This is a genomic window from Sporosalibacterium faouarense (assembly GCF_016765695.1).
Lineage (GTDB): Bacteria > Bacillota > Clostridia > Tissierellales > VENL01 > Sporosalibacterium > Sporosalibacterium faouarense.
Map to the genome: position 1 here is coordinate 25,122 of NZ_JAETGO010000017.1, position 22,240 is coordinate 47,361.

Sequence of the window (22,240 nt, forward strand, 5' to 3'; positions counted from 1 at the left end):
ATAGAAACAGTCATGTGGTTGGAACGTAGAGTATAATAGATTTTTCAGGTTACCTGCTACTAGAGATGGAGAGATTGCTACTAATAAATATATAAAAAGTAGAATTTATACACAGAAAAGTGCTAATAAATCCGTATGTAAGTTTAATGAAATTCTAGTTTTAATTATCTATGTAATATGAGGATTTTGATAAAGAAATTGTAGGAAAGTGAAAGAGGGATGCTATGGATATTGATTTAATTAAGCATAAAGTTCAAACATTGATAAAAGTAAATCATAATGAAGTGACTAATAAATCAAAATATAATAAAATTTCAGGGATTTATATGATTTATATTGATGATTTTACAGATAAACATATTGTGCCAATTTATATTGGTCAAACAAGTGATATCCAGAGAAGGTATAAAGATCATTTAAAAGAGTTAATGGCATTAAATCGTTTAACAAAAAAATTCTATACAGCATATTTAGAAGATTTATTTTATGAAGGCAGATATAAAAGTTGTAAGGTATTTAAATATATGGTGGAACACAACTGTTCCCTAAACGATTTTCACATGATAATGTTAGAAGAATGTGATAAAAATTCTTTGCTAGACAAAGAGACTGAGCACATATCAGAGTTTAAAACTGAATTTGTTGGTTTTAATCAACTATCATCAGTCACGAGTTTATTGTCAAAGGATTATGAAAAAATGACTAATGAAGATAAGAATAATTTATCAGTTGCTGAGTTGAAGGAGATAAAAAAGTATATTAAGGATGGATATTGTAAGTTCAATTATTTTTACTGTTATGGTTTAATTAGCAAAAAAGTCAGAGATATAAGAATTGAAGAGTTAAGAAAAGATATCTATTATAGTTTTCATGGAGCAGATGAAAATAAAAAATATGATGTGGAGTATAACAATGTTCTTAATAATCCAGACTTGTACTGGGATAAAAGATTAGCAGAGAGGAAAAGTGCTGTTATTAAATATTTAACCCCTTATGAAGATTATGTTGATTTTCCTTTAAGAAACTTGAGTTGTGATATACATTTTCCAAGATTGAAGAAAAATGAATGTGGTGTTTATTTTGTAATATCAAACATGAATAGGTTTTATAATGACTATCAATATAGTGCAGAAATAGTAAAAATAGTTGTTTTATACACAGATGACGAAAAGAACATTTATCAAGAGTATTACATCAAGAATCAAGCCATAAATCAAATGTACTTCGAAAAGGATTATAAAAGAATGTACTGCTTCAGACCAGAACAGTTTCAAATAACACATAATTCTAATGATTTACACCTAATTACATTAACTACAGAACTTAAAACAGGAGTAAATGATTATGAGTTTGAAAAGAATCAACTTTGGGATTTAAAAGAAGCTATAGATAATATTATAAATAATGTGAATTTAAATATGAGTTTTAGGATGGAATCAAATCAATCTAAAAAAGTAATGGAATGGTGTCTTTCAAATGTGAGTTATATACAAAGGCAGATTCTTTATAATAAAATGGAAAAAAGAATTAGTTTTGAAGATAAAAAAATCTTATTTGTTCACAACGATATGTTTACCCAAAAATATTATAAAGAGCGATTTAAAAAAGAAGGAATAAAGACAAGAAGGTCAAATGACTATACTAGAGGAGTTCGCCTAGCAAGTAAAGGAACTTATGATTGCATTATATTCAAAATAAAAAGGAATAATGACCCTGCAATATCTGCGATTAAAAATTTGAGGGAAATTAATTCTAATATTCTTATCATCGCTTATGATAATAGACATTATAAATCAGATAAAAATATATTAGAAGTTGATAATGTGTTTATACTTAAATCTTCTATACCAAAAATAGAAGAACTTTTAGAAATTTTACTAAAACACTTCTCTTAATTTGAAGAAGTATCGAAACTGTGCTAAAGGCGTTATACAGGGTAAAGCCAATATATATATCTATTAAATATAATACTAGGAAGCCTATATGTTATAACGATAAATAACCTATCATATTAGAATTCTGTAACAATATGATATGAATAATGAAATTAAGCAAAGAACATTATAAAAAAGCTCCTCAGAGGAGAGTTTTTCACATTAGCAAATATTTATCTATAGTAAGGGCAATGAAAAACATATCATAAGTACTATACAATATTTATCAATAATCATCTATCTCGTTAGTAGTAAAGTTGTAATCAAAATAACCTAAGCCCCTATATGTATTTTCTCCATGAGTTATTATAGTGTGGGAATTAGCCACTTCGATTTCTAAAATATCTCCCTCAACATACTTTTCAATTAACTCACCATTTTGTTCTAAAATAACCTTCTTATCATTATAGAAGATGAATTTAGTACCTTCTTCATATAGTCCTGGTTTAAAAAGATGGCTACCATTATCTTCAATTGAAATGTAAGTTCCAGTCACACCTGTTCCAACGTCCTTTTTAAGCTTAACTTCAAAGGTCATTACTACATTATTGATGTTATCGACTTCATTTGATTGCTTTTCATTTTCATCATCTGAATTCAAGCTATTTGCAAGCTTGGCACTACTTTGAAGAATACTTGATTTTACATCTAAAAAAGTATTCCTAATAGTACCATAGTTACTGTAAATAAGAAGTATAACAAAGAAAGTGATAACAGCCTTTCTATTTATCACTGGCTTGAAAGCAAAACGTTTGTAAATTGGTGGTTTTTCATCATTTAGATAAAAATACCTTTCATTAGGTGTGACAGAAAACGCATGAGTATTTTCTCCATATGAAGTCTTGATTTTTGAAGCGGTATAGCCTTTAGAAATATACGTACTTCTAAGACTTCGAGCTTCATCAAAGGTACCTTTGATTCTCACAGCTCTAACATCTTCAAAATCAAAATTGTTATTCATCCATTCTAAATGATCAAGAGGTTGCGCATCACATATAGCTTTAGAAATATCATCACGAGTGGAATCAGAGATATTATTGGAACCAACTTGGTTTCTAATATATATAGCACCCGCCATTGCACCTCGCCTTGTTTCAAAGTTAGGATTTTTTGTATACTGATTAATTTTACCCTTTAGTAATATGATTACCCCGGTAAAATGATGTTTCACTTCATTATATTTAGAGCTTGACAGAACTCTTTTGAGATAAGTCTTAATTAAACTAAGGTGGCGTTCTTGCTGATAAATAGGATTAGCAACAGCTTTTCTTTTGCTATAATCATCAACATAATTCCAAGAATCTTTATCACAATGGTAGTTGCCCCTCCATGATTTAGTTTCTACAACAAATATCCCATTTCTGCCTATTACGAGATGATCAATTTGTATAAAATCATTTGGATTTACCTCAATACATACATTATTTATCACTGTATATTTTCTAGATAAAAATAGCAGCAAAAATAATCTTACCCTAAACTCTCCTAAATGACCTTGTATAATCTTTCGCATATATTTTAATCTTATCTTTAGATTTCTATCCCTATCTGTACTAACTTCTCTTTGCTTATTTATTCTTCTTATAAACTTCTTAAAATGCCTCTTGGTTTTATAATTTTGAAATTCAATCCTAGCCATAATACCACCCACTCCATGAAAAAATAAAACTACTTTAGAATATACCATTTTTGCATAATATTTCTCACATAGGTAAAAAAATATAGTTAATTAAATCTATTCGCTACATAAACATTCGGCCAATTACTAAGCACTAAAGATTGATTGTATCCAATATCAATTACCTGATACTTATGTGATAGAAGTTCAAGTCTTTTATATAATATTTCAGTAGGGACTTGAAGCTTGTTAGCTATATCAGAAAAAGAACAACTTCCTGCACTTAAAACATCCTTAAGTTGTTGTATAGGAATCAAAAACCTTACTGCCCATTTCATGGCCATTAACTCCGCTTTATTCAATTTCAATCTATCTCTATAATGAAAAAAAGGTCCAACAAATTCACCAGTAGTAGTAAAATGATGGCCTAATTCTTCAGCAAGAACAATTAATAGTTGCTCTTCATTGTTTTCTATAGATCTATCAATACCAATAATAGCAGGCATGTCCATATTTTTAACGTACATACCAAGAACATTATTGGGTAAATTACCATAATCGATAATAATTCCTTGTTCATCACAAAGGTCAAACAAAATTTTTAGTTTACTCCTCATTATGTAATACCTCCATTAAGTATAAAGTATATGTTCAACTGAGGCAGAAGATTGATAGAATAGGTTACATTATTTCTTATATTTATGTCGAAGGTACTTTAAATACTCCTCAAGTTCTTTTTGAGCTTCTTCAGGAAGATCATCTGCATATCCATCTGTTCTATGTAGAGCCATAGTTTTAACTTTATCATTTAGGTTTCTAATATCTGATTTGCCTAATAAGTAGTCGATAGATACATTAAAAAAATCTGAAAACTGCTCTAACAAGTCTATTTCAGGAATCTGTTTATTCTGTTCATATCTAGAAATAGAACTTTTATTCAAATAAAATTTTACAGCCAATTTTTCTTGAGTTAAGTTCTTTTCCTTTCGAAGTTCTTTAAAGCGTTCTCCAAAAGTAGCCATTTTATCACCGTCCTATTAACTAATATTATACATAAAGTTGCTTCCTAAGTAATAAACATTGCGTTTCGAGAAACTTTTTTTCTGAAAAACGTTGACAAGTTGCGTTAAAAGTATATAATATAAATAAAAGTTGATGTAAAAACAACTAAAGGAGGTTTGTTATGTTACCTAGGGAACTAAAATCAATACGGATAAAAATGGGATATACGCAGAAAACTCTAGCAGAGAAGTTAAACATGAGTGAAACTTCATACTCTAAGAGAGAAAACGGCATAATCATTTTTAGTGTATGTGAAGTAAAAAAGCTAAAAGAAATACTAGAGTTAGACGATGAAGACATACTAAGAATTTTTTTTGATGACAGTGTTGCTTTTGATGCAACTTACCACAACTAAAGTCTTATGATTAATTATTAAATTCTATATATTTAATTAATCACCTTTATATTTTCATTACTACATAATATGAATCACATATCATAGTACAAACCATAAGTTGCATAGATTGAAGCAAAGGGGGAATGCACATGCAAAAAATAAATGTTATCGTAACTATACCAAATCAAAAAGCTCTTGAAAAAAGGGTGGCAAAGGCAGCTGCATATGCTAAAAAGTGCTTAATAAACAGATTGCCAGAAGAAAAACGATACCAAGCATATGTGCATTTAATTGAACATGAAAGGAGAAAGATAAATAAGGAAACAAGGGGAGAAGATGAATGGAGTTTGGATGCTGTTCACGATTTAGGAAATGCTCAGAAGAGGGCTTCTGTATAACTGATATTTCTGAGCTAAGAAACAATTGCTTATATAGAAAAAGACTAAAGCAAGGATATAATTTTTATTCCGAGGAACACAAGAAAAACAAATTTTATTTAGTTATAAACAATAGGCAATTCTATATTGGGAAAAGAAGCAGTTATGGGAGCTATACATATTCCTTAGACTATAATCAGAAACAAGAATTGCTTAAACAATTAGATGAAATTAATATATACCATACAGAAAAACAAGTTTTTAACAGATGTAAGGTAGAAAAAACTACTGAAACAGATAGAGCATACTGCATTGTAGTTATAACTATAGATGGTATAAAATATAATGTTCAAAATTTTAATATTCGAGCAATAAAAAAGAGTACAGCTTCGGAAATTAAGAGATATTTTATTAACAAAGGAATTGCAGCATATATTGAAAGAATAGGAAAAAAGGCTGCATCTATAAAAAAATACAAAATGAAAAAAGTAGGGACTTCAAAAAATACAAAAGAAGACTCTAAAAGAAAAGAAGAAAATTTATCCCAAGATATATTTAAAGAGCAGATATCTATATTTGACTTGAAAAACATTAACTTTCAACATACTACAGATATGAGACATCTCAATTAATGTAAGTAAAGACAACAGTAATAACTTTAATAACTAAAAAAAATGGGAGGGGATTTCATGCTACATATTTTCAGTGTAGATCCAGGTAAAAGAATTACTAAGTTTGCTTGGCTTAGTGAAGATGGCGAAATAAAAGTGGACAGCTTTCCTACTAAATATACTGAGATAAATGAATTAAATGATTCAGATATAGTAGGAGAAGATAGTTTTTTAGTAAAATATAATGAACAAAAGCTTGTAGTGGGAGCACAAGGAGAATTAGATTCATTAGACAAAAGGACTAAGAAGAATAGCTTACATAAAATAGCTGCTTTTACAGCTGTAACTAGAATGCTTAAGGATAAGAAACCATCTGATGAAGATGAAATAGTATTAATCAATACAATACCAGGGACAAGCTATAAATCTAAAGAACTAAAAAAACAATATATAGATTTTTATCTAGAAGAAAAAGAACAATTAATTAGCGTAAATGATAAGGATTTTAGTTTTACTATTAAAGACACTTGTTTCCTACCAGAAGGAATTGGTTTTAAATTTAAGTATCCTGAGTTTTGCAAAGCAGGTAAGGTATGTGTAGTAGATATAGGTGGATTTAACATTGGGATCACAGTGTACAATAATGGAGCTATAGAAAGAATAATTTCATTGGATTTAGGTGGTATTGAATTAGAAAACGACACTATAGAGTTACTGGAGGCAAAACTTGATCAAGGAATTGATAAGAAAAACATATTGAAGTATTTGGGAAATGGTTATGTAGAAGATTGGGGTATTGAGGTAGAAGGTTCTAGAGAGATAATTAAGAACTCAAAGTGCAACTACATCGAGAAGTTCATTAAAGAAGCTGCAAATAAGAAAGTATATTTTAAAGATATGGATAAAATTAATTTCATTGGAGGCACATCTTTATCATTAACAGAAGAAATAAAAGCACATAAAAACCTAAGTAACGTCAGTGAAGTATTCAAAGATGGTAAATATATAACAGTAATAGGAAATCTATTGTATGGGGTAAGGAAGTATAATGGAAGATCAATCTAATATTAAGAAGAAACTAATCAGTATCAATATTAAAGAATATAAGGATGTTTTCAATGCAATAGAAAAAGAAAATAAGAATAATAATGGTTCAATATTTGTATGTGAAGCGGTTAGATTCTTTTTAAATAATAATCCAAGATTTAAAGCAGACGAATATAGAATAAGGGAAATAGTTAAAGAAGAATTGTTGACTTTACTTAATAGTGGAACAATTAATGTAGTAAATAATCATAAAGATAATATTCATGACATTATAAATAATGGTGATTTTGAAGATGCATTTGCAGAGTTTGAAAAGTTTGATCAGGATGAATGATAAAGTTTCATATATCTAAATATATCTACAGATATACAAAAGGCCAAACATTATATATCTAAATATATCTACAGATATATTCATAATAAAGAAAGTTAAATAGCTCCTATAAAAGTGAGGTGAAATAAGTGAGTTATGAAATCAGAAGAAGTGGGAAAAGAAGCAGAAAACAACTTACTTTCAGCGATACCTATGGTGTATTAGATAATATAAGGGAATATGACTTTGATCTTGTAAGTTTCTATGTAACATTTACCCAGTTTATTGATAGGAGCTTATATAAACAAGGAGCAAATAGATTAATATTTAAAAATAATCCTGCATTATATAAAGCATTTAATATTTCTAATAACAAATTTTATAGATTGCTAAGAAAGGCTTATGAATGTGGACTGGTAGATATAAAAAAGGGAGCAAGTAATAAGAATATCTATGTATTGAATGACGATATTCCCTTAGAACCACTAAAGAAATATCGAGAATGGGAAAATAGATTTGATGCAAATGAAGAATTTGAAGAAGATACCCAGTCATCGCAAAATGCGACGACCGAAAATGAGCCATCGCAATCTGCGATGACGCAAACTGCGACGTCGCAATTTGCGACGACATATAATAGTTCTAATATTTATAATAATTCTAATATTTATAAATCAGTCTATCAGTCAGAAGAAGATAAAAGTATTTCAAATAATGAAAGCGAGATTGACAAGATAGAATTAAACAAATTTAATCAAATTATTAAAAATTGTGAATTACACTTGCTAGACAAATCAAAAAGGGTGTCTATAGAAAAGGCACTACGACTTTTATATTTTAGTGATAAGAGATTGCAAATTGGGGATAACTACATTCCTCGAGAAATGGTTAGAAAAGATATGAAAAGGATAACTTTACCAGTAATAGAGTATGCACTAAAGAAGTTTGAAAATGCTTGCAGGACTAGGCAAATTAGCAGTACTATGGGATATTTGAAAGTATGTATATATAATTCCATTGCAGAAATGGATTTAGATATTGAAAGTGAACTTTTACATAAAGGTATATTATAATTACCAACATAAGGGGGACAAGGAAGATGAGTAAATTAGAAGATATGAGACATAATCTACACTTGGAAATAACTGATAATAACAATGAATTAATTAATGATAAAGTACTTGAACAAAGTCAGAAATTAGACAAGCTGGTAGTAAAGGAGCAAAGAACTCGATTGAATAGAATTAGGAGGTATAAAAATGACTAAATGGAATTCATGGGCTAAAAATCATAAAGAGTATAAGAAAAGCTTAGGCAAGCTTAGTAACTTTATAGAAGTAGAAAAGAATGAACCTAAGAATAATTCTAGAGACGTTAACTTGGAAATAGCTAGGTCAATGAAAAGTGGACTTAAAGAAGCTGAAAAGGCAGTCAAGAATAAAGCTATATATGAGTTCAATAGCCTAGATGAAGAAGAGATTAAAGATCTAAACCTAACTGATAGACAAAGGGAAATAGCTATTTTAAGGCAAAGTTTATCCTATGAAGAAATAGCAGACAAGCTTAAAATGAAACGGGGTGCAGTATATGATATATATACACAAGTGCTCAAAAAGTTTGACAAATATAAAAATGATAAGGAAGTATACTTACTTAGCAATCAACAGAAGGAGATATATAAGCTTTGTAATCAAGGAAAGACTAAAAAGGAAATTGCTAATAGTTTAAACACAACACCAAGTGCTATTAAAACACAACTTAATAGAATCAAGAGAAAACTAATGAAGGAGGGTAACAAAATTACATGCATTAGAATGGGGTAGAGGTGTGCCCAATAAGGGAAAGTCTTAGAAGCAAAGGTTATTAAAAACCTTATGCTTTATTTTTTTACCAAAAATTAAGTATTTATGGAGGGATAGATTGTGAAGAATAAAAAATTAATTATGATATTAATGGCAACTTTTGTAGTATTAACTAACATGACAAGTGTTGCGTTTGCTGATGGAGGAGTAATAGGTCAAATAGGTAATAGGTGGAAAATACCTTGGGACGATGTATTTAATATAGTAAGTCCAGCTTTATTCTTCGTTATGCTTGGTATAGGAATATTAGGTGTAATTATTATAGTTGGAACTTTAGTTGTCATTGGAATATGGACATTAAATTCAATTAGGGGTAAAGACAGTTGGAACAAAAAGAAAATTGGGGTAGTTGTAACTGCAGTTGTGGTAGGACTACTAATGACTGGTACTGGATGGATAAAGATCTTCGGATTTATTGATTCGACAGTTGTAAAGCCTGGTGAAAATACAATAAACAAACAAGAAGAAAATAATAATGAAAATAATGATAGTTCATCTAGAAGGGCTCTATATGAGAGTATTAATATATAGCTAAGGAACTAAGGAGTGAGTTATGGGAAAATATCTAACCCCTAAAGCAGGAATCATTAATTGGGATGCATTAGATGGCTTCTTTCAAATAGGAGCAACAGTCATAACTATATTAGGAGTATTTATCATACTAGGAGCATTGATTTTTCTAGGAATTAGAACTGTGGGATTGTTAATAGGCAAAGGTGGAGGAATTGATAAAAAAAGCATACAAATACTGACTATTGGAATTATTGCAGGAATTCTACTGGCCAGTCCTGGATGGTTAAAACTACTAGGCTTTATAGATAAAGGTATAATCAGGCCAGCTTTTAATGAAAAACCTTATGAAAAAAGAATGGATGATAAGTATGAAGATATAGAAGATGACTTCATATATTAAATGGGAGGTGAAGAAGATTAGTAAAAGTGAAGAAAAAACTATAGAAGAGATTCTCAAAAAAGAATTTAGAATACTTATTGCTACTTCCCAAGATGACAAATATAAACTATTAGAACAGAATATCTCAGGATTAAAAGAAGCTAAAATAATTGGCAGAGCTACAAACCAGGATGAAATGATAAGTTCGTTAAATAATAATGAGATAGACATAGTAATATTAACAACAGATCTAAAGTGTAAAGAAAATCTTATGTATATAACAAATGAAATTCCTCAATATATAAGGATAATAGCAATTGACACAATTAAAATCAATTATTTGATTTATGGCAAGATGGAAGTAAACGGAGTAGAATTTATTAATCTTGATGAGATTGAGGATATAAAGAGTATAATACAAAACAAGACCGAAGATGAAGATGAGGAAAAGGATAAGAAGACCAAGAAATCTAGCATGAAAGAAAAAAGTAAATCTAAAAACAATAAGATTCAAAAACTAAAACTGAGTAATTCGGGTATCATTAAAAGGCAGCTAAAAAATGTGTCAGGGTTATTTAAGGATAATAATACTCAGGAAACTAAGGAAGTAAAGATTACTCCTCAGGTTCAAATGAAAGAAGTTATTAGGAAGCTAGAAACAACTAGACATCATGTAATAGAGAAAATACACATTCAAAAGGATATTATTGCTCCAAAGGATTACCAAAAGGTTGTAGCAGTTGTTGGTGATAGAGAAGTAGGAAAAACATTTATTACTTCCACACTTCTTAGAGAACTTGAGGAAAGGAAAAAGATAGTATCAGGAGTTGATTTTACAAGTAATCGAGGACTTTATCACTTTTTTAAATCTGAAGAAGATGAAGATGGATTAAACAAATTGATAAATGGAGTAAATGACCCCTGGCTAGAAAGTCCTAATTTAGCAATATATACATCGAATCCTGAAATAGAAGTCCCTAAAGTAAAGGGTGGGGATTTTTTTCATGTAATTGAAAATATTAAGCGTGAAAATAATATTGTATTAGTTGATTTTAAGAGACCAGAAAGTGAAGAAGAACTAAATCTTTTTAAAGAGTACCTTATGATTTGCGACCAGGTACTCTTTATTTTAAATCCTGATCCTTTAAAAATATTAGAACAAATTAAGCTGTTTGTTGAAGTATTAGAAGTAACTAGTATTTTTAAGCTTAACGTAGTAATAAACAACTATACAAAGAGTGGATTAGGAAAGAGTCAAATCAGAAATAAACTCCAGGAAGTATCAATGGAACCTATAAGAGAAATGTTTATGATTGAGTTAAATAAGAAGGATATAGAGTACACACGGAAAGGGTTAACGAAAGAAAAGTTTAAATTTTCAGGACTTAGTAGAGAAACGAAGAAAACCATAAAAGATATTAGCAGTAGCATATACCCGAAGAATAATTAAGGATGTGATGAAATGGAAGTCGTAATTCCAATAGTTATTAGTATGGCCATAGGATTGTTAATACTTGTAAATCCTATAAATGAGGAAGATGATGAGGTATATATAACTAATGCTTTGAGAAAGAAGGGAGATTTAAATGGGTAAAGTTGTTCTTTTTACTGGAGCTCCAAAAACAGGAAGCACCTTCTTAGCTAAATATGCAGCAAAAATAATTTCTAAGGACAATAAGAGAATAGCTGTAGTAGATATCTCTAAGAATAAAGGAATATATCACAATATTTGTTTTGGAAGGGACCAGGACACGATTGGTTTACTTGAGCTTCTAAATGGCAATGGGAATAAAAGAGCATTGCCATATGGAGAAAATATAGATATATTCACAGTTACTTCAAAGGTGATCTTAGATTTAGTACCATCGGTATTATTAAAAAGGGTTGAAGAAATCAGAGAAGAGTATGACCTAGTTATAATTGATTCAGATTTAGAAACATCAAAGTCATTAATAAGCTGCAGCGTAAAAACAATAGATGAGTTATATCTTATCCAGGACCTTCATGAAGAGAATGCAGCTCAAATGGAGATTTTTTTAAATAAAATTAAGGATAGATTAAAGGAAAATGAAATTAATGCAACTATAGTCTGCAATAAGTCCATATACTGTAAGGTCAAATTTGAATATTTTGAGAAGTACTTTAACACCCTTGGAGAAGTAAAAGCAGTACTTATACCTTTTGAAGAGAGAAATATGATAGTGGATTTAAATAACAAGAGTACTGGTCATATAAAAACAAATAAGTTTACCAACAATCTTAAAAAAGCTTTATATGGGTTATGCAGTAATATAACAAACGTCAACTCTAAGGTAAAAAACATTGTTTAGGGAGGTGGTTAAGTGTTAAAAGGACCTGCAATGAATACACCAAGGATGAGGGATATAAAAAAGATAAACTGGATTCAAAGATTTATTGGAGGAGCACCTATTCTCCTAGTCTTGGTAGGGTTAACCTCGTACTTAGTATTTATTAAGATTCCAGATGTTAGAGAACAAACTAAGCTAAATACCATAAATGAATTAAAAAATATCGAAAAGGAAAAGCAAGTTGAAGTACTTACCTTAAGTGATAATGTTAATCAAGGAGAGCTAGTAAGAAATATAGTTAGTAAAAGGGCCATGAGCTTAGATGAAATTCCTGATAATGCAATTAAAAGTATACAAGATTTAAATAATAAGGTTATTCGCTTTGATGCTCAAAAGAAAACCATTTTAACACCTGATATGTTAGTAGATAAGGATGAAAAAGTAACAAATGATATGAGAAGACAAGAATATAGCCAAATCAAATTACCTAGAGATATTCAAAAGGGAGATATTGTTGATATAAGATACAAGGATAACCAAAGGGATAAAGTGGTTATTTCCCATAAAAGGGTTGAAGATATTGAGGGAGGATTAGCAATAAATATAAGTGAGATTGAAAGACAATTCATAAATGCAGCTGATATAGAAAGCAGGATAAATAGTGGAGAGCTTTATGTAACAGTATACCTAGATCCTGAAAATCAAGAACCTGCTGCCATTACATATTCTCCAAAAAAAGAAATTATTGAAGCAATGAGAAGAGATCCAAATATCAATGAAAAATCCTTAGAGACTATAGTAGAAGTATTAAATGAAATAAAGATTGAAATTAAGCCAAATGATAGCGAAAATTTTGAAAAAAAGAACAAGGTAGACAGTTAAAGGAGGACTTGGGAATGGAAGATCTATTAGATGAAATTGAAATGGACATAGAATCTTTAAAAGATAATTTTATGGAAGTTAAAGAGAAGTTAGAAGAAACAAGCAAGTATATTAAAGATAAAATTGAAGTCTTAGAACATGCTAAAGATGATGATTGTTTAACAGAAGGTGGTGAAGCAATACTAGAAGAACTAAAATATATTTGTGAGTTACTAGGGATAGAAGATTAGCCAATGAGGAGGAATAATTTTGAAAAATGGGAAGGTCATTTCCTTTTGGAGTCCAGTTCATGGGCAAGGGAAAATAACCACAAATGCTTGTCTAATCTCGACATACTTAAGCCTTATAGAAGATGAAAAACAAGTGCTTTCTATGGATAGCCAGTTTATATATTCAAGAATGCAGGAGTTGTTAAAAGAAGATGCTGAGGATGGAACAAGTCAAATTTATACCTTTGTCCACAGTAGGAATCTAGATTCTGAAAAGCTTAGGATTTTTACAAGTGGAGTAATAGAAAATAGACTATATCTTCTAGGTTCTACTAAGCAGAGTTTAGTCGGGGAGAAAGTAACTGAACACTTAAAAGATATTATAAAGTGTGCAAGGGAAAGTTATGATTATGTAATAATCGATACAAATTCAGGTACTTTTAATAAGAACACTAAAAAGGTACTGGAAAATTCAGACTTAGTTATAGTAAATCTTCCCCAGGAAGGCCATATATTAGATAAGTTTTTTGGTGGAAAAGAGAGATTTTATCATGAAGCTTTAGATAAAACAAAGTATATATGTGTTATAGGTAATTATCATCCATATAAGCATTTTAATCTTAAAAAGATAAAGAGATGGTATGGAATTAAGGAGATATATAAGATTCCCAATAATGAAGAACTTCATAAATCTATTAGTGATCAAAGACTAGTTGAGTGGATGATAAGTAACTACAACATAGATAAAAAGGACGATAATAGAGAGTTCATAAACAGTATTAGTGAAATAGTAGACAGAATAAGGGAATCTGATAATAAAAGAAGAAGTGGATTCTCATTTTTATAGTAAAGGTGGTGTAAAGGTGATTCTAAACAGTTTACAGGGCAAAGGAAAAGAGCATAAAATTAGATATTCCCATCTATATAATTTTAAAAGCTTAAAGAAATTTGTTGATTTATATATAAGTGAATACTTAACACAGGAAGTGCTGGCTAAAGGGAAAACAGAAGAAGAATATCAAAAAGTTAAAAAGAGAAAGGATTTTCTAAAAGAGTACTTAGACGAATGTGCTTACGGAGACCCTAAAGAAAGGGACTATGTTAAAACATATATAAGACAACTAATTACTTCAAGTAATAGGGACGATGGAATAATCGTACAGGGCTATCCTGAAGATTACATAGTTACACCTGAGAATATAAATAAATTCTTACAACTTAATAAGGACAAGCTCACAGTCGAAAATGCATGGAAGGTTATACTTAGTACCTTTAGGAAGAAAAATGGCAGGAAAGGACTTTCTCGCTTGTTAGAAAGGTATAATTTCAACAGACTTAGGGTAGATGATTTCGATGAAGAAATGTTCTATATTAATACAGATGACATTAAGGAAGTATACAATTCCGAGAATCCTAAAATAGAATATGAGGACCACTTAGATATATTAGTACAAAAGATATATGAAGACTATAAGGGAAATGGAGTAATAGATGAGCTTTTATATCAGGATATAGATGAAGTAGCTATAGGGGTTACAGGATTGGTTGATGATATAATGCCAGTTTCAAGTAGACTTAGGGACAAAGAAATCAAAAAAGCCTATGATTCTATTGTTGTAACCTATAATGGTAATCCAATTCATTTTAAGTTTTTATCTCTAGGGTCTTGGGAAGAGCTAGAAAGAATAAATAGACAACTTGTAAAATATGAGCAAAACAATCAATTTTCAAGAAAAGATGGATATCTCCTTGGATTTGGAAAGGATGGTTCTAGAAGGACAGCAGCTAGAGAACCCTTTGGCGAATGTAGAGCTGCATGGGTGAGAATGTTTTGTATTGAAGAAGATGAAAATGAAGACCTGGTTAAGGGAATGGATAAGGATAAACCATTAAAAGGATGGGAAAAAGTAATAAGAAGGGAAAGGTTGCTTATAAGGGGTGGCGCTTCTCTTCCTATTTCAGGTCCACAAGGAGTAGGTAAAACCACAAAGATGGTATCACTTCTTAAATATGCCTATCCTTTTTACTCCGTTAGAATTATAGAGGCAGTATTTGAAGCTCATTTAAGGAGAAGATATCCAAATAGGAATATATTCTCTGTTCAAGAGACTAACGATATTGATTCAACAGAAGCATATAACTTTACTCTAAGAACTTCAGGAAATATTAATCTAATAGGTGAAGTTAGAAAAGATAAGATGACAGCAGAGATAATTAAATCAGGAAACAGGGGTAGTGAGTTTACAATTTTCACTTATCACCCAAATAATCCTGATGTATTACCAATAGAACTTGCAAATTCACTTTTAACATTAGGAATATATAAAAGTCTGAAAGAGGCTTTAGCAGTTGTTTTTAGAACAATTCAGTGTTGTATTCAAGTAGATAAAGATTTAGATGGTAATAGATATTATAATCTATATGAATTTATTCCAAGTTCAATACCTATAGATAATAGATATCAGGAATTAAAGGGTTATGATAGGGTTGAAGCCTTTATGGACACTTTTTATACTGCAGCTTTAAATTTAACTGACAATAGCCTTTATAAAACAGTACCTATAGTAGAATATGATGATATCAAAGGATATACAGTTAAAAACACCATATCTGATAGCTTATATAACAGGCTTAAAAAGGGAATGAGGAAGAAGGATGACAGAATAGAACTAATGAAAGTATTTAGGCCTGAAGAGTATATTAAGGTGGTACTAGAAGATGATAAGCTTGATAAAACAGCTGAAAATATTGAGAATATAATAATAAACCATAACATAGATTCCTTTGAAGATATAAAGGTTAAGTCACTAGAACTAAGTAAGATATGGAGGTGACCCATGACTTTAGAATATATATATAAAGCAATGATGGTGGTTGGTCCAGTCTTAATAGTTCTACCAATAATGATATTAATAGCCAGGAGAATAGGAATAGTATTAAGTATTCCTTTTTTTAATGAGAAAAAACGAAAGGATTTAAAGAGTAGAGTTTACTTGCTGATCAGAAAGGTACCTTTTAGTGGCCAATACTTTAAAAATGTTAAGAAAAGACTTTATTTTAGCCATTATATGGACATAGCTTCTTTAGAAAGAAAAACAATAGATGTAGTATTTATATCGAGCATTTGGGCAATTGTAGTTTTCATATTACTTCTAATTCCATTTAAAAATCCAATACTATCTATAATAGTTGCAGTTGCAGTATTTAGGCTAAGGATTGAGAAGAAAATTGGAGATGACTATGAACTTTTAGGAGACCTTACTGAAGGAATAAAGGACTTAAATCACAATTATATAGCAGAAAATAAAGCTATGGAAAAAGCCTTTGAAGAAACTATAAAAGTAGCTCCAAGGAGAATAGCACTTCATTTTCAAAGAATTCTTGAAATTATTAAAAAACCTAGTAAAGAAGCTGATAGGGAAGTGAAGAGATATTATGAAGAATGTCAAAATAAGTATTTGAGATTAATTGCAGGATATTCATTATTAACTTCAGAATATGGAGATATTGAAACAAATGAGGGAAGTCTCTTTCAGAAGAATATGTTTTATATAATTAGAGAAATTCAAAATGAATATAGACAAAGGAAGAATCTTAAAAATAAGACTTTTGGAGAAAGTTTTTTCATTATTGCTCCAATAATAGCACTTCCACTACTAAAAAAATATATGATAATGGTTGTAGAACAATTTAACATACCAATAAAGGGGTTAAGTGAATTCTACAATGGTAGTTTAGGATATATAGATATGCTTACATGTGTGACAATTAGTGGTGTTTGCTTCTTAATATATACAGAGCTGATGAAAAGTAATGAAGTAAAAAGAATTAAACTATCACAACAAGCTTGGGAAGAAAAGTTTATTAGAATAAAACCAATAGGATATCTGGTTAAAAAGCTCACTCCTGAAAAAAGAAGTAAAAAACATCAAAGGATTAAGAATTTAATGATTAAGAGTGGGAAGCTTGAAAAATTGGAATGGTTTTATTTTAGAAAGTTAATTCTCTTTATTACTAGTTTTGTTCTAATACTGTCGATTGTTCAAGGTTCAAAGATTCTTAATAAGTATCAAGTATTACAAGACCTAGATTATGGACTATCAAATAAGTATATATATCAAAACATGATAAGGGTACAAAGAAATTTAAGTAGACAAGAAAAGGAGAATTTAATAGAAGAGGATAAGGAGTTAATAAATATCTTAAATCATAATAAAGATAAACTTCCTGAAAAAAACTTAAGAGAATATATAATTGAGATTCTAGAAGCTAGAAACCTTAAGGTTCCAGTTTCAGTTGAGATGACAGCTGAAAGAATCTTGATGAAATATAGAGTATTAAGTAATACAAATACTTTCTATACCATACTAGAAGTGTTGTTTATAGTGCTTCTTTCACTTCTTATATATAATTTTCCTAATATTAAAATGAGTTTATCAGCTAAAATCAATAGAGAGACTGTAATGTATGATGAGACAATGGGGTTCTATACAATAGCTATCTTACTTATGCACCACAAAAGCGCGACTACAGAAATGGTTATACAGTGGCTTGCTTGGTTTGCTGATATATTCTATAAGCCACTATATGAAATAAAGAATAGATTTGCTGATAAAGATAGGGGAGGTGTTAAGGCATTAAGGGAGCTTAAAGAAGAAGTTGACTATAAACCTTTTAAAAGATTACTAGATTCTCTCATAATTGCAGAAGATAGATTACCACTATATCAAGCATTTACAGGAATTGAACAGGATCAAAGATTTAATGAAAGGACTAGGGAAGATAATTCAGAGCTCTTAATCAGTATTAAAAGTGGTATTATAACAAGACTTGGATGGATTAGTTTAGGAGCAACTAGTTTTCTATACTTTGTAATACCTATAGTATGGTCTATATTTAGTATGCTTATGGATACATATGGAGCGATTCAACCATATTGGTAAAAAAATACGGAAGGGAATGAGAAGATGCAAATAGATCCGTTTGAAAAAAAGAAAAAAGTAAAAGAAAGTAACCCCAAAAGTATATTAGACTACACAGAAGACGTAGTTGAAAATAATGAAAAGGAAGAAATAGAAATATTTAAAGTTAACTCCAAAGATTATAAGATGAAAGAATTTAATAATAAAAAAGATAATTAAATATGCAAATGGCAATCCCCATGATAAAACCTACGGAAAACTCCCCCTTTTCGTGGGTTTTATCTATATAAATAAATTTAAATACAAAAAATAAAATTAGGAGGAATGTAAAATGGCAGATGTAGGTGCAAAAGTAGACAAGGGAGTTGGATTGTTAGTAACATTAGCTATTACAGGAGTAGTATTAATTATTGTTGGGATTATTTTAAATATGCTCTTCGATGGACAAAGCAAGTTAGGTAGTTATGCAAAGACAATAGATTCATATGATTATATAGGTTATGATGACAAATACGTTAGTGGTGATAGTGTGATATCTGCAATAAAAAATGCGAAGAATCCTTCACCAAATAAGTTAACTGTCACTGTAACTACTCTTGCAGGGAGCTCAACAAGCTATGGTTATGATGATGAAGCTGACACTACTTACGCAGGGTACTCAGAGAGTGACCCTGGAGATACTGATTTTATAAATCCAAATGGTACTTTTAAAGCTAGCTTAGTAAAAAATAATGATGTAGTCACAGGCATACGATTCCAGCAAGAATGACAATTTTAGGAGCAGATTCTATCTGCTCCTAATTAAATATTCTAGATTGGAGGTAATAAATTGAAAAGATATTTATTTTTAGTAAAATACGTAGGAAAAAGTAATAACTACTTTACAAAAGATAAGATATATAAAGTGATTCACGTTGATGAGGATGGAGATTACGTATTAATAGATGATTTTTATAATGAAATGCTTCATTATAAAAGTAAATTTGTAAAAGTGGAATAAACTTCAAAATAGGAAGTGATTTGATGGATAGTGTTTCAAAGCTATTTAGCATAATGGGAATTGTATTTATAGTTATTTTAATTCTATTATTAATATTTTTTATACTGAAAATTGAGCAGGACCAGGTTATCAAAGATGCAACCAAAGACTTTAATGAAAGAGTAAGATTTGAAGGATATATCACAAGGGATATGTATGAAAATTATATGGAAAGGATCTCTATAAAACCTTTAGAAATTCGATTTAGACATATTAAATATAAAATAGATAGCTCAAATAGAGAAGTATTAACTATATACACACAAAGAGAGATAATTGATGAGATATATAATAATCCAAATAAAATATATAAGCTTGAAAAACATGATGAGTTTATAGTCCAGGTTAAAGAGTTGCAACCATCAATATTTGAAGGAGTCATGCAGATACTAACTAAATCATTAGCAAAACCCCATATTATTGTTTCAAAGGGGGGCGTAGTACATAATGAATCATATAGATAAAGAACTTATATTCACAGCAATTGTATCCATTGCAGTTATAACTTTATTAGCATGGATACTTAGATATACAACAAATGACACTGTAGATATGTATGAGTACGCTTTAACACAAGCAACTAGTGATGCTACTTTGGTAGTTAGAGAAGATAGAAATGAAGATGGTTCTAACTCAAATTATGGAGGATTTGAAAAGGGAGAAGAGAAGATAAATATTGACTATAAGGGAGCATTAAAGAGCTTTTATAACACCATTTTCTATAACTTAGGTATTTCAACAAACATAGAAGCGAAAAATGCTTTTAGGAGTCATATCCCCATTAAGGGAGTAGTTGGTTATGACAATATAGTTATTTGTACGTACAATGATATTTGGTTGCCACCAGAGAGTTATTCATACTTTGATAAAGATAGAGATTTAATATATAGATTTACTTTAGGTGAAGTTGTATATGTATACGACATAAATACTGGAACCGATACAAAAGAAACGCTTGATTCACTAATTCAGATAACAACTGATATGACAAACAAGCAACTAAAAAATTATGTAGTTATGGAAACGATTAATAAAGCACTAACAAAAGCAGCTTCTTCAGAGTTGAACTATACATCGTTGAATTTAATGAAAGGAGTGGTATTTAATCTAGTTCATTTTGATCATGAAGTAATTGGTGGAAGAGACATATACAATTCTGAAGGAAATATAATTGATAGTCCTGGATTCTTTGCTATGATAGATGGAATTGCAGTTGGACTAAATAGTGAAAGGATTAGGTTAGCTTCATTTGGAGGAGCAAAGATGGAAGTAATTAACAAATAATAGCATGACTGGGTTGACAATGGGCGCACAATGGAATATACTGTAAATATAAATATATATTGGAGGAGAAGTATATGAATAACAACAAAATTAAAACAAAATTGGCAACTCAGGGATTCACTGAAGAAGAAATAAAGGAAATACTTGCAGAAGAAGGAACTGCTAGAGTTTCATTTAGAGCTTCAGGAGTATTAAAAAAGTCCTTTGAATTGGCAGTTGAAAAAGACATACGATTTACTACTGCGACAGATGCTTATCTATATCTTATGAGAAGATATATCCAGGAAGCTATGGAAGAAAAATAAAACATGGGAGTGGTTAAAAATGAAAAAAATTACATCTATCATCTTAATTATAGCTATCATCTTTTCTTCAGTTGTAACATTTGCAGATGGAAATACAAATAAGTTAAGTGATATCGAAGGCCATTGGGCTAAGTATTATGTAACTAATCTAATAGATAAAGAAGTTATAGATGGATATCCAGATGGAACCTTTAGACCTAACAATCCAGTAAGAGTGGATGAATTTTTAAAACTAACTTTAGTTGCTATGGGTCATAGATTAGAGCAAGGGAATGTCTATTGGGCTCAGCCATATATTGATAAAGCAATAGAACTAAAGCTTATATCTGAAGGAGAAATCGGAGATTATCAAGCATATATTAAGCGTGAAGAAATGGCAAGTATTATAGTTAATGCAGCTTCATTAACTGAACCAAAACCTAATCCAAACGCTGAAAATTATATAAAGTCAGGGATTAAGGATTACTATAAGATAAGTGATGAGTATAAGCAAAGTGTGTTAGATTCATATAATATGGGCTTTATAACAGGGAAAGACGATGGAAATTTTGATTCACAAGGAACTGCAACCAGGGGTGAAGCTTCAACTATAATAAATAGACTATTAGATAAGGAAATTAGACAGGCCTTTGAAATGGATGAAATAGAAAGTGTTGAAGTTCTTAATCTAATGACAGGAGAAATGATGGAAGTATATCCTCCCGTGGTTGATGGAGAAGAAGTTACTGAAATTATAGATGCAATAAAGGCTTTAAAAGAAAGCTTTAAATTAACGGATGGATATAATTACATTGAATATAATCCTTATGAACACGTTGTAACAACATCATCCTATGAAAATGAAGAAATGTCACATAATACATCATCTAATCCTATGGCTCAACTTATGAATCAACAAATGATAATACAAATCAGGACACTGGATTGGGGACAAGTGGAAGAACCACGTCAAACTAAAAATCTAACATATCAGTTTATGTTTGTTAAAAAGGATGAAGTGTTTGACTATCATAGAAAAGTTATAGAAAGTATGTTTTTACATCTATTTGAAGATGATTACGAAGAAGCCATGAAGTATTTAGATGAAGCCTTTGGAAGACCCCAAGGGGAATTTGAAAAAAGAGTATATCAATTAAATGATAGATATATGTATATATACATTTTTACAGATGGAAGGATAGACACATATATTAGTATCAAAAATCCAAAGTAAGGAATTAACTAAAGAGAAGTAAAT

General features: G+C 29.9%; 29 protein-coding genes. 26 read left to right on the plus strand and 3 right to left on the minus strand.

Annotation, left to right across the window (positions count from 1 at the left end; all coding sequences use genetic code 11):
• The first annotated feature begins 224 nt into the window (after positions 1–224).
• Positions 225–1,895 (plus strand): GIY-YIG nuclease family protein, encoded by a 1,671-nt coding sequence (locus JMO20_RS01880; protein WP_202707626.1) that lies wholly within the window; start codon positions 225–227, stop codon positions 1,893–1,895.
• Between the two features lie 265 nt (positions 1,896–2,160).
• On the opposite strand, the gene JMO20_RS01885 is transcribed toward JMO20_RS01880, so the two are convergent.
• The 3 genes from JMO20_RS01885 to JMO20_RS01895 all read right to left on the minus strand — a co-directional run bounded on the left by JMO20_RS01885 (position 2,161) and on the right by JMO20_RS01895 (position 4,574).
• Positions 2,161–3,573, minus strand: coding sequence for a nuclease-related domain-containing protein (locus JMO20_RS01885; RefSeq protein WP_202707628.1), 1,413 nt, complete (start codon positions 3,571–3,573; stop codon positions 2,161–2,163).
• A gap of 86 nt (positions 3,574–3,659) precedes the next feature.
• Positions 3,660–4,169 (minus strand): ImmA/IrrE family metallo-endopeptidase, encoded by a 510-nt coding sequence (locus JMO20_RS01890; RefSeq protein WP_202707630.1) that lies wholly within the window; start codon positions 4,167–4,169, stop codon positions 3,660–3,662.
• 69 nt (positions 4,170–4,238) lie between these two features.
• Entirely contained in the window at positions 4,239–4,574 is a 336-nt protein-coding gene (locus JMO20_RS01895; RefSeq protein WP_202707632.1) for a helix-turn-helix domain-containing protein, read from the minus strand.
• A gap of 161 nt (positions 4,575–4,735) precedes the next feature.
• Between JMO20_RS01895 and JMO20_RS01900 the strand changes: the two genes are divergently transcribed.
• The 25 genes from JMO20_RS01900 to JMO20_RS02015 all read left to right on the plus strand — a co-directional run bounded on the left by JMO20_RS01900 (position 4,736) and on the right by JMO20_RS02015 (position 22,216).
• On the plus strand, positions 4,736–4,969 hold the full coding sequence (locus JMO20_RS01900; RefSeq protein ID WP_202707634.1) for a helix-turn-helix domain-containing protein: 234 nt from the start codon (positions 4,736–4,738) through the stop codon (positions 4,967–4,969).
• Positions 4,970–5,100: 131 nt separating this feature from the next.
• Complete coding sequence (locus JMO20_RS01905) at positions 5,101–5,349, plus strand: hypothetical protein (protein ID WP_202707636.1); 249 nt, start codon at positions 5,101–5,103, stop codon at positions 5,347–5,349.
• The gene (locus JMO20_RS01910) at positions 5,292–5,960 is read left to right on the plus strand and encodes a hypothetical protein (protein WP_202707638.1); all 669 of its coding nucleotides are present in this window, start codon (positions 5,292–5,294) and stop codon (positions 5,958–5,960) included. The genes JMO20_RS01905 and JMO20_RS01910 overlap by 58 nt, the downstream gene beginning before the upstream one ends.
• A gap of 57 nt (positions 5,961–6,017) precedes the next feature.
• On the plus strand, positions 6,018–7,004 hold the full coding sequence (locus JMO20_RS01915) for a ParM/StbA family protein (RefSeq protein ID WP_202707640.1): 987 nt from the start codon (positions 6,018–6,020) through the stop codon (positions 7,002–7,004).
• Positions 6,988–7,320 (plus strand): hypothetical protein, encoded by a 333-nt coding sequence (locus JMO20_RS01920; RefSeq protein ID WP_202707642.1) that lies wholly within the window; start codon positions 6,988–6,990, stop codon positions 7,318–7,320. Before JMO20_RS01915 ends, JMO20_RS01920 begins: the two co-directional genes overlap by 17 nt.
• A 128-nt stretch (positions 7,321–7,448) precedes the next feature.
• Positions 7,449–8,372: a hypothetical protein gene (locus JMO20_RS01925; RefSeq protein WP_202707644.1), complete on the plus strand. Its 924-nt coding sequence runs from the start codon at positions 7,449–7,451 to the stop codon at positions 8,370–8,372.
• Between the two features lie 26 nt (positions 8,373–8,398).
• On the plus strand, positions 8,399–8,566 hold the full coding sequence (locus tag JMO20_RS01930; protein ID WP_202707649.1) for a Spo0E family sporulation regulatory protein-aspartic acid phosphatase: 168 nt from the start codon (positions 8,399–8,401) through the stop codon (positions 8,564–8,566).
• Positions 8,559–9,122, plus strand: a complete 564-nt coding sequence (locus tag JMO20_RS01935) for a sigma factor-like helix-turn-helix DNA-binding protein (RefSeq protein ID WP_202707651.1) — start codon at positions 8,559–8,561, stop codon at positions 9,120–9,122. The genes JMO20_RS01930 and JMO20_RS01935 overlap by 8 nt, the downstream gene beginning before the upstream one ends.
• A gap of 99 nt (positions 9,123–9,221) precedes the next feature.
• Positions 9,222–9,692, plus strand: a complete 471-nt coding sequence (locus tag JMO20_RS01940; RefSeq protein ID WP_202707653.1) for a hypothetical protein — start codon at positions 9,222–9,224, stop codon at positions 9,690–9,692.
• Between the two features lie 22 nt (positions 9,693–9,714).
• Positions 9,715–10,074, plus strand: a complete 360-nt coding sequence (locus JMO20_RS01945) for a hypothetical protein (RefSeq protein WP_202707655.1) — start codon at positions 9,715–9,717, stop codon at positions 10,072–10,074.
• Between the two features lie 7 nt (positions 10,075–10,081).
• Positions 10,082–11,503 carry a hypothetical protein gene (locus JMO20_RS01950; protein ID WP_202707657.1) on the plus strand — a complete coding sequence of 474 codons (1,422 nt, stop codon included), beginning with the start codon at positions 10,082–10,084 and terminating at the stop codon, positions 11,501–11,503.
• Positions 11,504–11,515: 12 nt separating this feature from the next.
• Positions 11,516–11,647, plus strand: a complete 132-nt coding sequence (locus JMO20_RS20245) for a hypothetical protein (RefSeq protein WP_279380035.1) — start codon at positions 11,516–11,518, stop codon at positions 11,645–11,647.
• Positions 11,640–12,383, plus strand: coding sequence for a P-loop NTPase family protein (locus tag JMO20_RS01955; protein ID WP_202707659.1), 744 nt, complete (start codon positions 11,640–11,642; stop codon positions 12,381–12,383). Before JMO20_RS20245 ends, JMO20_RS01955 begins: the two co-directional genes overlap by 8 nt.
• Before the next feature lie 12 nt (positions 12,384–12,395).
• The gene (locus JMO20_RS01960; RefSeq protein ID WP_202707661.1) at positions 12,396–13,244 is read left to right on the plus strand and encodes a hypothetical protein; all 849 of its coding nucleotides are present in this window, start codon (positions 12,396–12,398) and stop codon (positions 13,242–13,244) included.
• 14 nt (positions 13,245–13,258) lie between these two features.
• Positions 13,259–13,474: a hypothetical protein gene (locus tag JMO20_RS01965; RefSeq protein ID WP_202707663.1), complete on the plus strand. Its 216-nt coding sequence runs from the start codon at positions 13,259–13,261 to the stop codon at positions 13,472–13,474.
• 19 nt (positions 13,475–13,493) lie between these two features.
• Positions 13,494–14,300 (plus strand): AAA family ATPase, encoded by an 807-nt coding sequence (locus JMO20_RS01970; RefSeq protein ID WP_202707665.1) that lies wholly within the window; start codon positions 13,494–13,496, stop codon positions 14,298–14,300.
• 16 nt (positions 14,301–14,316) lie between these two features.
• On the plus strand, positions 14,317–16,287 hold the full coding sequence (locus JMO20_RS01975) for a P-loop NTPase family protein (protein ID WP_202707668.1): 1,971 nt from the start codon (positions 14,317–14,319) through the stop codon (positions 16,285–16,287).
• Between the two features lie 3 nt (positions 16,288–16,290).
• The gene (locus JMO20_RS01980) at positions 16,291–18,396 is read left to right on the plus strand and encodes a hypothetical protein (RefSeq protein ID WP_202707669.1); all 2,106 of its coding nucleotides are present in this window, start codon (positions 16,291–16,293) and stop codon (positions 18,394–18,396) included.
• 24 nt (positions 18,397–18,420) lie between these two features.
• Positions 18,421–18,594: a hypothetical protein gene (locus JMO20_RS01985; RefSeq protein WP_202707670.1), complete on the plus strand. Its 174-nt coding sequence runs from the start codon at positions 18,421–18,423 to the stop codon at positions 18,592–18,594.
• Positions 18,595–18,706: 112 nt separating this feature from the next.
• Positions 18,707–19,144 (plus strand): hypothetical protein, encoded by a 438-nt coding sequence (locus JMO20_RS01990; RefSeq protein ID WP_202707671.1) that lies wholly within the window; start codon positions 18,707–18,709, stop codon positions 19,142–19,144.
• A 60-nt stretch (positions 19,145–19,204) separates the two neighbouring features.
• Complete coding sequence (locus tag JMO20_RS01995; protein ID WP_202707672.1) at positions 19,205–19,375, plus strand: hypothetical protein; 171 nt, start codon at positions 19,205–19,207, stop codon at positions 19,373–19,375.
• A 23-nt stretch (positions 19,376–19,398) separates the two neighbouring features.
• A complete protein-coding gene (locus JMO20_RS02000) occupies positions 19,399–19,878 on the plus strand; it encodes a hypothetical protein (protein WP_202707674.1) in 480 nt (159 codons plus the stop codon).
• Positions 19,862–20,698, plus strand: a complete 837-nt coding sequence (locus tag JMO20_RS02005; protein ID WP_202707675.1) for a hypothetical protein — start codon at positions 19,862–19,864, stop codon at positions 20,696–20,698. Before JMO20_RS02000 ends, JMO20_RS02005 begins: the two co-directional genes overlap by 17 nt.
• A gap of 74 nt (positions 20,699–20,772) precedes the next feature.
• Entirely contained in the window at positions 20,773–21,003 is a 231-nt protein-coding gene (locus tag JMO20_RS02010; protein ID WP_202707677.1) for a hypothetical protein, read from the plus strand.
• 19 nt (positions 21,004–21,022) lie between these two features.
• Positions 21,023–22,216 (plus strand): S-layer homology domain-containing protein, encoded by a 1,194-nt coding sequence (locus tag JMO20_RS02015; protein WP_202707678.1) that lies wholly within the window; start codon positions 21,023–21,025, stop codon positions 22,214–22,216.
• Positions 22,217–22,240 lie beyond the last annotated feature (24 nt).